This is a genomic window from Natrialba chahannaoensis JCM 10990, assembly GCF_000337135.1.
Taxonomy (GTDB): Archaea; Halobacteriota; Halobacteria; order Halobacteriales; family Natrialbaceae; genus Natrialba; species Natrialba chahannaoensis.
In genome coordinates this window covers 41,025-53,907 of the sequence record NZ_AOIN01000038.1, presented here as the reverse complement: position 1 = coordinate 53,907, position 12,883 = coordinate 41,025, and the positions used below count along the sequence as shown (strand labels likewise).

The window sequence follows — 12,883 nt, the reverse complement described above, 5'->3', positions numbered from 1 at the left end:
CCGATCGGGCGTCACCGAACTACCAAGGCTAACATCAGATCCCATCTGTACGGCGGACCGCAGGGGTAGGATCCTCATTTCCTTCGGACGTATTCGTAGGTCATCTGGGGCACTTAACCCCTTCGGACCAGAACCGTCCGACGACAAAGTGAATGAACACTTCGCCAATCACGCGTTCTTTGCAATCGTATCCGAATCCCCGTGTGTACTTAAGGGCAACGGATCGATTCCGTCCCGGAAGTCATAGCCGGAACGGGATTTGCGTAGTAATGGGTACGCCCCGTGTGTATATAAGGGCGTTGTTCCATGGCGTCGAAGACGCCACCTACGCTCGATCCAGTTGCCCCAAGCGACCTGGCTTCAGAGAAGCCAGATAACTGGGAGATGGATACAGTGCCTACCTCCGTGCCGGAAACCGGCCAGAGGGGACGTGTCGGCGTGCGCCACGTCGTTCGCATTAATGACGAGGAGAGGGTGCATACATAAGGCCGTCGAACGAGACGCTCATCGGAACCCGATACCATGAGAATATGTTCCACCTATGAGTGAATTGATGGTGGAAGCGAAATACAGGAGATGGAGAGGTTCCTTGGCACGTCTACAGCATTTTGACGAAAGGAAACTGTGTCCAAGAACGCTAACAGCTAATACGAGAGAACAACGTGGCAAACAGACGTTATCGATTCGCTGCGAACGAGCGAGGCACTCGGTGATGATAACGATGGCGACAACGACGAGGACAATCGTAACACGCGAGTGGACAAGCTGTCACGCGGGCGGAGGTCGGCCGGTCATCCCGTCCTTGTAGACACGGTCGAACCGAATGATACCCGCGTAGGTCGGGTTCGGTGGTGCGCGTGTAAGAAACTTGCTTCTGGGAACGGGCGGCGGAAACCAGTACTCGAGTAGTTCGCTGCGACGTGACCGATGCGAATAAACCGACGGCGTTGCAAGTAACTGATGAATGGTCCGGGACCCGATCGGTTCGGAGTCAACACCGTCTGCAGCGGAAATCTGCGCTGCACTCGACGACCCTGACTGCCGTGAGATCATCCGGAATCTCGAGGAACCCATGACAGCTTCTGAACTTACTAACCGGTGTGAGATACCCCAGTCGACGCTGTATCGGAAACTCGAGTTGCTGACCGACTCGACCCTACTCGAGGAGACCACCGAGATTCGGCGCGACGGGCATCACGCAAGCAAGTACGCCGTTGCGTTCGACGAAATCTCGATCGGGTTGGACGACGACCAGTCGTTGACGGTGCAGATCGATCGGCCGGCCCGGACGGCAGACGAGCGGCTCGCAGAACTCTGGTCCGAGGTGCGAAAGGAAACATGAGTCCGTACGCTTCTGGTGCATCGGAGATCGCGCTCGCACTCGCAATTGTAAAGACGCTCGTCTTGATCGTCGGTGGCTTCATCACGTACTTTGCGTTCAAGGCCTACCGGCGGACGAGACAGCGTGCACTCGGGTATCTAACGCTTGGCTTCGGGCTGGTTACGCTCGGGCTCTTTCTGGCGGGGATGCTCTACGAGCTGCTGAACGTCCATCTGGCGACGGGGATCTTGCTCGAGAGCCTGCTGGTACTCGCGGGCTTTCTCGTGATCGCGTATTCGCTGTACGTGCAGTAGGGGGCGCGTCTCTTTCTCAGTGCAGTGTACTCCCTTGGTCGGACAAGGAGCAAAAACCGGCTGGTGCCGGTCAGCCGTCGTATCCCGCGTCGTCCATAATCTCGCCGAACTCGTCGGACTCCATCGCTGACTCGTAGACGATTGCAGTCGCCATCCCACCAGGATAACGGCCTTCAGTCGTCACGTGGTGAACCTTGTGACAGTGTGCCGGATAGATCCCTGGCTCGGCGTCAGCCGTGAACTCGAGTGTGTATCGTTCTGCGGGGGCGATGTTGAGCACGTCCTGTTCGTACCGCGCTGCGTCGGGGATCGGTGAGCCGTCCTTCTCGATGACTTCGAAGCGGTGGCCGTGGGTGTGGAACGGGTGGGATTCGTAGCCGTTGTTGGCGATGTGGAGGTGGACAGTGTCGCCTTCGGAGACGAGCAGCGGCGTGCCCAGTTCGGGGTGGAACGTAGTGGGAGCACTGCGGCCGTTGAGGGTGTAGGCGTCCGAGGAGCGCTCGACAGGGTCGTAGTCCGCGTCACCGCCCGCTTCGCGATCGTGGAGACGCGTGTCCCAGTCACGGAGCGTGAAGAAGTACTCCTGATCCGGTGGGTCGTAGTCCACGGGGTCGACGCGGAGGATGCCGTACATCCCCATGTCGAGGTGGTTGTGCGTCTGATAGTGGCAGTGGTAGACGTGTGTTCCTGGCACGTCAGCCTCGAGGGTGTAGGTGTGGCTCTCACCGGCGTTGACCTGATCGCGATTCGTGACCGGAGCACCGTCGTCTTCCCAGGACTTGCTGACGGCGTGGACGTGGACCGTGTGGGGTCGGTTGTGTTCGGTGTTGTCGTAGGTGAGTTCGAAGGTATCGCCTTCGGTCATCCGATACATGGGGCCGGGAACGGAGGGGGCGAGGTCGTCGGCCTGCCAGGCCCATACCTCGGGGAGCTCGACCGGACCGCCGCCCCCGTCCTCGGTGACGAGTGCGTGGCGTGCGGGGACGGTGCGAAGCGTCGATTCGTACCCCTGCTCGGCAATGTCGACGATCTGTGGCGGTGCGGTATACTGGTAGTCGGTGAGCGGGGCGTCCTCGTTCTCGTCCGTCTCCCCGGGCTCGCCCCCATCGGCTGCGTCCGGGTCCCCGACAGACGCTGGGTCGTCCTCAGAGAAGACGGAGAGACAGCCCGCAAGTGCGCCCAGTGCGCCGACTCCGGCAGTCGAGAGAACCGTTCGTCGCCGCAGCGTGGAAGGACCGTTGGATGCAGTCATAGTACAGCTGATCGTTGGGACGGTAACCTAAAGGATAGTGGAGGGGTTTCCCAACGAACGGGAAGTCATCTGACTTCTTTGTACAGCAATCGGCACATTCGCCCAGGCGTGATAGTGGTCAATCTACCGACGTCAGCAATGGAGACAGGTCGCTGACAGAGAGGACGTCAATACGGAAAGAAACGAAGGGGTGTGCGTAGGCGGCGTCCTGAGCTGCGCAGCGCGCAGCGCGTAACGGTTTAGCAGTTCAGCAGTTCAGCAGTTCAGTGATTCACCGATTCAACGTGTGAATCGCGTGCCCCAACGCGTTCTCCGCAGCTTCCATCACCGATTCGGAGAGCGTTGGATGCGCGTGGATCGTCGAGGCGACGTCCTCGAGTGTCGCGCCGAGTTCGATCGCGAGGCCGAGTTCGCCGACGAGTTCAGACGCCTCGGGGCCAACGATGCTGGCACCGAGGACGTAGCCCTCATCTTCTTCAGCAACAATCTTGACGAACCCGTCGCTCTCGCCAGTGGTCAGTGCGCGACCACTGGCGCGGAAGGGGAACTTGCCGACGACAGTGTCGAAACCGGCGTCCTCGGCATCGGTCTCGGACATCCCGACGGTCGCGATTTCGGGATCGGTGAAGACGACCGCCGGCATCGCCTGGTAGTCAATGGCCGACGGCTCGCCGGCGATGACTTCGGCGGCGACTTCTCCCTCCATACTGCCCTTGTGGGCAAGCATCGGTTCGCCGGCCACGTCGCCGACGGCGAAGATGTGCTCGACGTTCGTGCGTGCGCGCGAATCGGTTTCGATGAAGCCCTTGTCGTTGGTCTCGACGCCGGCCTCGCCGAGGTCAAGCGTATCCGAGACTGGTTGGCGACCGACGGCGACAAGGACCTTCTCGGCGTCGAGGTCGAGCGTGTCCGCTTCCTCGGTTTCCTCTGCTGCGGCCCCGCCGTCTGCGGCGACCTCCGGCGCTGGCTCTGCCACGACGCGAACGCCGTCGCCGTCCTCGCGTTCGTGCCACTCCGAGGCCGTGTAGCCGAACTCGAACTCGATGCCGAGGCCCTTCGCGTGCTGCTTGACCGGGCGCTTGAGATCGTCGTCGTAGCCCGGCAGAATCTCGTCGAGCATCTCGACGACCGTTACATCCGTCCCGAGTTTGGCGAAGACGCTCGCCAGCTCCATCCCGATGTAGCCCGCGCCGACGACGACCAGCGAGTCGGGGACGGAGTCGAGCGAGAGCGCCTGGCGCGAGTTCAGGATCGGCTCGTCGCCGTAGGAGAAGTTCGGAATCTCGATCGGGCGCGAACCAGTCGCGACGATTGCGTGTTCGAACTCGAGTGTCTCCGAGCCCTGGCCCTCGCCGTCGTGGGAGATACGGACGGTGTTTTCGTCGGCGAACGTCGCCGTCCCCTCCATGAGGTTGACGCCGTTTGCCTTACAGAGCTTTTCGACACCGCCGGTAAGCTGGTCGACGACGTCGTTCTTCCAGCTGACCATGCCCGCGAGATCGATGGCAGGGTCGGCGTGGATTCCCATCTGTTCGGCGTTGCGGGCGTCGTGGGCCACGTCGGTCGCCGTGATCAGCGCCTTCGAGGGAATACAGCCGTGGTTCAGGCAGGTGCCGCCGTAGGCCTCCTTCTCGACGAGCGTGACGTCGAGATCGAGCTGACCGGCCCGGATTGCGGCGACGTAGCCGGCAGGACCCGCGCCGATCACGAGGACATCGGTGCCGGTGGTGACGTCTCCAACGACCATTAGTTGGTCCCTCCGTATTCGTGCGGTTCGAGCGTGTGTGCGGTGTGTGCGTGTCCGTCTCCGTCGACAGGTGCGTGCATGTACATAGCCATTAGTACGGTGAGTAGCGTCTAACGTTTAGGGGTCTGCAAGTGGTGGGGTTGAGTTGGGCAAGTTCGGTGCAATCAGTTCTCGTCTCAATCGACTGAAGTCGTGTCGAGTGTGAGACGTGGGCGTTACTCGAGTAACAGCAGTTCTGGATTCTCGAGGTACTCCATCACCGTGTTCGTAAACTGTGCACCGACAGCGCCGTCGATCAGTCGGTGGTCGAACGACAGCGAGAGCGTCATCACGGATCGCGGCTCGATCGACTCGTCGCCGTTCTCGTCGGTGACGACGCGTGGTTTGCGCTTGATTTCACCGACGGCGAGAATGCCCGATTCAGGGTAGTTCAGGATCGGGGTCGCGTACTCGCCGCCGATGCCGCCGATGTTCGTGATCGTGAACGTCGAGCCCCGAAGTTCGTCCGGGCTGATCGAGCGCTCGCGGGCGCGCTGGACGAGTTCGTTCATCTCCGAAGAGAGCTGGAGCATGCCCTTGCCGTCTGCGTTGTCGACGACCGGGACCATCAGGCCCACGTCGGTCGCCGCTGCGACGCCGATATTGTAGTAGTTGCGGTGGACGATCTCCTCGTTTGCCTCGTCGATGACCGCGTTCATCTCGGGGTACTCCTGTAGCGCCGCGACGACGGCCTTCATGATGAACGGCATGTATGTCAGGCGGATGCCCTGCTCCTCAGCATGGGGCTTGAGCCGTTTGCGAGCGTCGACGAGTTCCGTGACGTCGACCTCGTCGTGGTGGGTGACGTGTGGGGCCGAGAACTTCGACTCGACCATCGCGTCGGCGATCGTCTTGCGGACGCCACGGAACGGTTCGCGACGCTCGCGCTCGCCCTCGGCGAAGGCCTCGCCGGCCTCAATGGCAGCCGCGTCAGCCTCCTGGGCCTGTCGCTGGGCCTCGGCGTACTCCCGAACTGCCTCGGGCGTAACGAACGCCTCGCCGTCGCGCTCTTCGGTCGCGGGGACGGCATCGAGGTCGATGCCCTCTTCTTCTGCGATGCGCCGCGTTGCGGGTGCGGCGAGCGTCCGGTCACGGTCGGCGGACTCGACCTGGGCTGGAGGCTGTGTCTGGGTCGTCCCAGTCTGACCAGTCGACCCACCCGCCGTGGACTTGTCGGTACTCGAGTCGGCCGCTGCAGCCGTGGTCGGTTCGTCCGTGGTGGCACTGCTACCAGTCTCACCGCTCCCGGCCTGTGCCTGTGCGTCGGCTGCTGGTGCGGTGCCCGCTGCAGCCTGGACGTCGGCAGCCGTGATCCGGCCGCCGGGACCACTGCCCTGGACCTGCGAGAGGTCGATCCCCTCCTCGCGGGCCAGCCGTCGCACGCGTGGGGGCGCGAAGATCCGATCGTCTGGCGTCTCCGCAGGTTCGGTGTCCTCGCCAGCACCCGTTGCACCGGGGTCGCCGGCGGGGTCGGCGTCTGCGTCTGCTCCGGCCTCGACTTCGCCAGCGCCTGCATCCGCCTCCGCTGTCCCTTCCTCGCCCTCCACGTCGAACGTGACGAACACGTCCCCGACGGGGATCACGTCGCCTTCCTCGAAGTGGAGTTCGCGGACACTGCCGTTGACCGGGGCGGGGACCTCGACGAGCGCCTTGTCCGTCTCGACCTCCGCAACCGGCTGATCTTCGCTGACCTCGTCGCCCGGTTCGACGAACCAGGTGACGAGTTCTCCCTCTGCAACACCTTCACCGACGTCTGGCAGCTCGAATTCACGGACCATGTTAGAACCCCATCGCGTCGCGGATGCCCGATTCGATGCGTTCGGCCTCGGGCAGGTAGTAGTCTTCGAGCGCGTACAGCGGGAACGGCGTATCGAAGCCGGTGATGCGCTCGACCGGTGCCTCCTGGTAGAGCAGTGCTTCCTCCTGAATCGTCGCAGCGATTTCTGCGCCGAGGCCACCCGTCTGGGGAGCCTCGTGGACGACCGCTGCACGGCCGGTCTTCTTGAACGACTCAATGATCGTGTCCTCGTCGAGCGGCGAAAGCGTCCGGAGGTCGACGACCTCGACGTCGATCTCACCTTCGAGGTTCTCTGCGGCCTCGATCGTCGGCCGGGTCATCGCCCCCCACGTGAAGACGGAGATGTCCGACCCTTCGCTGCGGACGGCGGCCTCGTCGAGTGGCACCTCGTACGATTCTGCGGGGACTTCCTCACGGAACGCCCGGTAGATGAGCTTCGGTTCGAGGAAGAGCACCGGGTCAGGCGAACGAATCGCGCTCGTCAGCAGCCCCTTCGTGTCGTACGGCGTCGATGGAACGACAACCTTGAGTCCAGGCTGGTGGGCGAACATTGCCTCCGAGGACTCGGAGTGGTGTTCGGGCGCGCGGATGCCGCCGCCGTAGGGTGCACGGATGACAAGCGGGCACGTGAATCGGCCGCGCGAGCGCGTCCGCAGTCGTGCTGCGTGTGAGACGATCTGGTCGAAGCCGGGGTAGATGAAGCCAAGGAACTGCATCTCGGGGACCGGGCGCATTCCGTAGGCGGCCATCCCGATCGCGGTACCGATGATACCCGACTCCGCGAGCGGCGTGTCGATGACGCGATTGTCGCCGAACTCCTCGTACAGTCCTTCAGTCGCGCGGAAGACGCCGCCGTTCTTGCCGACGTCCTCGCCCATGACGACGACGTCCTCATCGCGTTCCATCTCGCTGTGGAGTCCGTCTCGGACTGCCTGTACCAGCGTCAGGTTGTCAGTTTCGGTGTCAGTGTCGATGTGAGATTCTGCAGCCATAGATTATCCCTCCAGCAGCGCGTCGTCGCCGTGTTCCTCGCGAATCGATTCGAACCACTCGAGTTGTTCTTGCAGTCGCTTGGGCATGCCCTCGTAAACGTGGGCGAAGATCTCGGCAGGGTCAGGTCGTTCGACGGCCTCTGCGGCGTCGATTGCGTCTGCAACGTCGGTTTCGATGCGCGACTCGATGGCGTCGACGCGCTCGTCGTCGAGCATGCCGTGGTTGCGCATGTACGTCTCGAGGCGCGGGATCGGATCCTTTTGCTTCCAGCGCTCGACTTCCTCGTCGTCGCGGTAGACGGAGGGGTCGTCGGCGGTGGTGTGGGCACCGAAGCGGTACTGGACGGCCTCGATCAGCGTCGGACGGAGTTCGTCCTCGCCAGGGTTCTTCGCTTTCTCGACAGCGTCGCGCGTGACCTTGTAGACGGCGAGTGGGTCCATCCCGTCGACCTGGACACCCTCGAAGCCGTAGGCGGTCGCCTTCTGGGCGAGCGTCGCGCTTGCGGTCTGACGTTCGCGCGGGACCGAGATGGCCCACTGGTTGTTGTTACAGAAGAAGATGTTCGGCGTATCAAAGACACCGGCGAAGTTGAGCCCCTCGTGGAAGTCGCCCTCCGAGGTCGCACCGTCGCCGAAGTAACAGATGAATGCCTTCTCCTCGTCTTTCAGCTTCGAGGCCCAGGCAGCCCCCGTTGCGTGGGGGATCTGCGTTGCAATCGGGACAGCGACGGTGAAGATGTTCGCGTCTTCCGGAATCTCGTTGCCCTGCTCGTGGCCCATCCAGTACAGCAGGGTGCGTTCGAGCGAGAGCCCACGAACCAGTCCGGCACCGTGTTCACGGTAGCTCGGGAACAGCCAGTCGTCGGTGTCGAGTGCGTGTGCGCTTGCGACCTGCGCACCTTCCTGACCCGACAACGGCGGATACGTTCCCATCCGCCCCTGTCGCTGAAGGCTCACGGCGCGCTCGTCGAAGTGACGAACCAGCCGCATCTGTTCGTACATCTCGAGCAATTTGTCCTCGGCGATATCCGGCACTTCGACGCCCTCGCGGACGCGTCCGGCATCATCGAGGATCTGTACTCGTTCTCGGGGGTCGCGCTGTATCGTGCTCACGGAGAGTCCCACCTGCGCATACTCTAATGAATTATCGCTTGTGTTAAAGGATTTTCGTAAATAGTTTACTATCAGAGGAATTCTTGCGAGACAGACCGTGGGACACAGTACGAGTACGGGCTAAATAATTCAAACGTTCACCAAGACACCTCGTTTTGTAATAGTTCCAGAAATACCCGTCGGGTACCGTGAACAGTGAACGGTTGGGCAGCTACGCACCGATCGGAGGAACAGGAAACCAGTAATGAACTGGGAAAGACAGCTCGTACTCGAGTAGGGACTGCGTTATCGGTGAGAGAGGGACAGTGAGAAACTAGACAGCGCCCAGCGGTGCTGGATATGTCTGAACTCACTCCGAGACGGAAACCGAGGTGTCTGCACGGCGAGCGCGCTGTCGTGCCTCGTCAACGCTCGTTCCTTCCCGGAGGACGGCGTCGACGAACAGCTCGCCGGCCTTGTAGGAGGAGCGGACCATTGGCCCGCTCGCACAGTAGAGGAAGTTGAGTTCGTCTTCGGCGACCTGCCGCCACGTCTCGTACTTGTGCGGATGATCGTAGCGCTGGACATCGAGGTGGCTGCGCGAGGGCTGGAGGTACTGACCGAGCGTGACGATATCGACGCCGTGCTCGCGACAGTCGGCGAGCGTCTGGTAGACTTCGTGGTCGTACTCGCCGTGGCCGAGCATGATCGAGGTCTTGGTGTAGATGTCGGATTCGCGCTCGACCTGTTCGAGCACCGAAAGCGACTGTTCGTAGCTGGCGCGGCGGTCACGAACGGGGAACTGGAGCCGGTCGACGGTTTCGACGTTGTGTGCGATCACGTCTGGATCGGCGTCGATGATCTTGCGGACGAGCTCGGGTTCGCCCTGAAAGTCTGGAATGAGGACCTCGACGAGGATGCCCGGATGACGATCCTTGATCTCGCGAATCGTCTCGGCGAAGTGGCCCGCACCCTGATCTGGCAGATCGTCACGGTCGACTGAGGTCAACACAACGTAGTCGAGACCGATCTCGGCGACGGCGTCGGCGACGTTGGCCGGTTCGTCGGGATCGAGTGGCTCCATGCCGCCCGTGGTTACGTCACAAAAGTTACACGCACGGGAGCACCGATCGCCCATGAGCATGAACGTCGCTGTGCCACCGTCGCCCTCGCCAGTGCCGGCTCCGCCGGACCAACACTCGCCGAGGTTCGGACAGTTGGCCTCCTCACAGACGGTGTGGAGATTCCGCTCGCGGAGTGTCTCCCGAATGTCGGTAAACTCCCGACCTGATGGCGGTCGCATCTTGAGCCAGTCGGGCTTCCGAGCGCTGCTCATACCCGGACCGAGGCGGCCAGATGGGAAAAATGGTGGTGGTCGGGTGTCCCCAGCAGTGGTGTCTGGTAGTGATCACCGCGCCCCATACTACCTAATAGCAATGTTTATTTCCCCTACCAATCACCGTGGGTACGAGATGCTCGATCTCGATCGGACGGAGATCACAACAGGGCCTATTCACAAGGTGCTCGCGATCCTGGCGGCACCGCTGCTCGTTCAGAACCTCGTGCAGGTGGTCCAGCAAGTCGTCGACACCCTCTGGCTGGGTCGACACAGCCTCGAAGCGGTCGCCGCAGTCGGCCTCACGTTTCCACTCACCGGCCTCCTCGCCGCCGTCTCGATCGGTGCCGGCGTCGGTACGCAGGTCCTCGTCTCACAGCGGGTTGGCGCGGACGCCGACCGCCGTGCACGACGTGGCGCAGCAAACGGTATCGTCGTCGGCTTCGCTGCCGGCGGCCTCGCTGGCCTCGTCGTCGCCTACTTCGCCGCCGACATCGTCTCCCTCTTCGGTGCGAGCGACCTCGTCACTCAGTACGCGGCCGCCTACCTCGCCGTCAGCGCACTCCTCTTTCCCGCCCTGAGCACAAGTGAGGCACTCGAGTCGGGCTTCATCGGCTGGGGAGATACGCGCGCAGCGCTGTACATCAACGTCGTCGCAGTTGCCGTGAACATCGTCCTCGACCCGTTCCTCATCTTCGGCTGGTGGCTGTTCCCCGAACTGGGCGTCACCGGCGCGGCGCTCGCGACCGGTATTGGCTACACGATCGGCTTCGCGTTCGGACTCGCACTGGCGTTGGCCGGCCGTAACGGGTTCGTCCTTTCGCGGGACGTACTCACGTACTCCCGGACGGACTGTCGCGAGATTATCGACATCGGCTGGCCAACGGCTGGACAGTACGTCTCGAGCCAATCCGCCCGCGTTGGGATGGTCTGGCTCGTAACGCTCGTCGGCGGGGACCCGGGACTCGCCGCGTACACGATCGGGGCGCGGGTCGCAGCAATTGCGTTCGTGCCTGCAATCGGGCTACAACAGGCCGCACAGAGTATGATCGGGCAGAACCTCGGGGCAGAACTTCCGGAGCGGGCGCGACGGACGACGTGGACCGGTGTGGTCATGGCGAGCGTTGGGCTCACGGTCGTCGGCGTGATCCAGTGGCTGATACCGGAGACGCTGTCGATGCTGTTCGTTCCCGACGCGACGCCGACAGAGATTGCAGTCGCCGCGGACTACCTGCAGATTCTCGCGTACAGCTACTGGGCCATCGGTGCGACGTATCTCCTGCAAGCCGGGTTCAACGGCGCGCGGCGCACGCGGACGAGCCTGGTTGCGACATTGCTCCAGTACTGGATCGTCCGCATCCCGGTCGCACTCGCCGCGGCGTACCTCTTCCAAATGGGAGTCAACGGCGTCTTCTGGGCCGTAACCATCTCGAACATCGTCGCCGCACTCGGACTAGGCGTCTACTACTGGTATGAGACGGCGACCGGGATGAACACGCGAGCAGTCGAGGTGGCCCAGTCTGAAGCAGCCGATTAACCCGAGATACCCCATGAAACGCGAAAATACCGCGCGATAGCTTTACGGAGCCGAATGAAGTAGACGATTGTATGACTCCGTCGACGCTGGATTGGCTCCACCTCTCGGACGGTGAACGGATCGTCTGGGAGAGCCGACCACACCCGGTCACGATGGGGATCAGGATGCCGATCGCGGTGGGACTGGTACTCGTCGGCTTCATCCTCACAGGATGGAGCGCGTCCGACGGAATGGGACTGCTCACCTACGTGGGAATCGCGCTGGCACTCGGTGGCGCGATTGTCGCCCTCATCCAGTACGTCTTCTGGCGAAATACCCACTACGTGATCACGTCGGCGGAACTGTACAAGAAACACGGCGTCGTCTCGCGAGACGTGACCCAGTTTCGCCTTGACCGCGTCCAGAACGCGACGCTCCAGCAGTCGGTTGTCGGTCGCGTACTGGGATACGGAACGCTGACCGTCTACACGGCTGGCTCCGGCGATCCAGAACTGACGTTCGAACGCGTTCCACAACCCCAACGAGCCTCGGGAGTGCTCAGCGACGAGCTAGGCGAGATTACACACAGCAGTTCACCCATCTGAGACCCACTCGAGTGGTGAGCAAGCGAACCAGGACGTTCCTGATCGAGGGACAGGCGGTTGAAACTGGGTACCGTGTCGACCCACAGACCGAGTTTAACAGGATACTAAGGCCGTATTGGAACGCTTGAATCACAAAGCATATTACACAAACTCGGGTGGGGAGCCAATGCGATGACCCAACAGTCACTGGCGACACCAGCAGCGTCGGTATCGCGCGGAGCAAGTATTGCAGCGAGCGCCGGACTCGGTGTCCTGGCCGCTGTGGTTGGCTACCTGATCACCTACGTGATGGTTGTCGACCAGGTCCGCGAGGGTTTTGGCGATCATGTCGCCGAATGGACCGGCGTCGCCTGGTACTACTACAACGCCCACCTGGTCGATATCGAAGCGAGCGGTGGAATCGGGGGCTTCAGCGGCACCGATACCGTCGACTTCATCGCCCAGGCCGACGCTACGAGCGCAACGGCGCTGTACGTCGTCCCGCCGCTCGTGCTCTTCGCGTTCGGCGCGGTGCTTGCGTACCAGCTCGACGCTCGCAATCTCGGCGAGGCAGTTATCGTCGGTGCACCGGTGACGATCGGCTACGCCATCATCATGGCTCTCGGTGCCGTCGTCGCCGAATCGAGCGCCGAGGCGTCGTTCCTCGGAATCGAAGCGGCCGGCTCGATGTCACCAGAACTCGTGCCGGCGATCATCCTCGGCGGGATCATCTACCCCGTCGTCTTCGCCACGGCCGGTGCAGTGACGGCGGCACTGCTCCGAGCTTGAGGCGGTTGCGGAGCCACTTCCCTGCTGATAGTCCGTTACGAGATGGCACTCAGTCACGAGGAACCACTCAATCACGGAACAGCCACGAGACGATCCGAAGGAA

At 62.3% G+C, this 12,883-nt stretch carries 11 protein-coding genes; 5 read left to right on the top strand and 6 right to left on the bottom strand.

All coding sequences use genetic code 11. The features are described from left to right. Positions 1 to 964: 964 nt before the first annotated feature. Both C482_RS05460 and C482_RS05455 read left to right on the top strand, forming a co-directional pair. Positions 965 to 1,342, top strand: coding sequence for a winged helix-turn-helix domain-containing protein (locus tag C482_RS05460; RefSeq protein WP_006166508.1), 378 nt, complete (start codon positions 965 to 967; stop codon positions 1,340 to 1,342). Further along, positions 1,339 to 1,635 carry a DUF7521 family protein gene (locus C482_RS05455; protein WP_006166507.1) on the top strand — a complete coding sequence of 99 codons (297 nt, stop codon included), beginning with the start codon at positions 1,339 to 1,341 and terminating at the stop codon, positions 1,633 to 1,635. Before C482_RS05460 ends, C482_RS05455 begins: the two co-directional genes overlap by 4 nt. A 70-nt stretch (positions 1,636 to 1,705) precedes the next feature. Here C482_RS05455 and C482_RS05450 read toward each other — a convergent pair whose 3' ends face one another. From C482_RS05450 to lipA, 6 genes are all read right to left on the bottom strand, one after another. Then, the gene (locus tag C482_RS05450; protein WP_006166506.1) at positions 1,706 to 2,887 is read right to left on the bottom strand and encodes a multicopper oxidase domain-containing protein; all 1,182 of its coding nucleotides are present in this window, start codon (positions 2,885 to 2,887) and stop codon (positions 1,706 to 1,708) included. Between the two features lie 271 nt (positions 2,888 to 3,158). After that, positions 3,159 to 4,634 (bottom strand): dihydrolipoyl dehydrogenase, encoded by a 1,476-nt coding sequence (lpdA, locus tag C482_RS05445; protein ID WP_006166505.1) that lies wholly within the window; start codon positions 4,632 to 4,634, stop codon positions 3,159 to 3,161. A gap of 215 nt (positions 4,635 to 4,849) precedes the next feature. Next, a complete protein-coding gene (locus C482_RS05440) occupies positions 4,850 to 6,451 on the bottom strand; it encodes a dihydrolipoamide acetyltransferase family protein (RefSeq protein WP_006166504.1) in 1,602 nt (533 codons plus the stop codon). A 1-nt stretch (position 6,452) separates the two neighbouring features. Next, complete coding sequence (locus C482_RS05435; protein WP_006166502.1) at positions 6,453 to 7,463, bottom strand: alpha-ketoacid dehydrogenase subunit beta; 1,011 nt, start codon at positions 7,461 to 7,463, stop codon at positions 6,453 to 6,455. A 3-nt stretch (positions 7,464 to 7,466) separates the two neighbouring features. Next, positions 7,467 to 8,576, bottom strand: a complete 1,110-nt coding sequence (gene pdhA, locus C482_RS05430; RefSeq protein WP_006166498.1) for a pyruvate dehydrogenase (acetyl-transferring) E1 component subunit alpha — start codon at positions 8,574 to 8,576, stop codon at positions 7,467 to 7,469. 349 nt (positions 8,577 to 8,925) lie between these two features. After that, a complete protein-coding gene (gene lipA / locus C482_RS05425) occupies positions 8,926 to 9,891 on the bottom strand; it encodes a lipoyl synthase (RefSeq protein ID WP_006166496.1) in 966 nt (321 codons plus the stop codon). A gap of 136 nt (positions 9,892 to 10,027) precedes the next feature. On the opposite strand from lipA, the gene C482_RS05420 reads away from it, so the two are divergent. The 3 genes from C482_RS05420 (at position 10,028) to C482_RS05410 (ending at position 12,780) form a co-directional block, all read left to right on the top strand. After that, positions 10,028 to 11,428 carry an MATE family efflux transporter gene (locus tag C482_RS05420; protein ID WP_006166495.1) on the top strand — a complete coding sequence of 467 codons (1,401 nt, stop codon included), beginning with the start codon at positions 10,028 to 10,030 and terminating at the stop codon, positions 11,426 to 11,428. 71 nt (positions 11,429 to 11,499) lie between these two features. Continuing rightward, complete coding sequence (locus C482_RS05415) at positions 11,500 to 12,012, top strand: PH domain-containing protein (RefSeq protein WP_006166494.1); 513 nt, start codon at positions 11,500 to 11,502, stop codon at positions 12,010 to 12,012. 171 nt (positions 12,013 to 12,183) lie between these two features. Next, positions 12,184 to 12,780 carry a hypothetical protein gene (locus C482_RS05410; RefSeq protein ID WP_006166493.1) on the top strand — a complete coding sequence of 199 codons (597 nt, stop codon included), beginning with the start codon at positions 12,184 to 12,186 and terminating at the stop codon, positions 12,778 to 12,780. Positions 12,781 to 12,883: the final 103 nt, after the last annotated feature.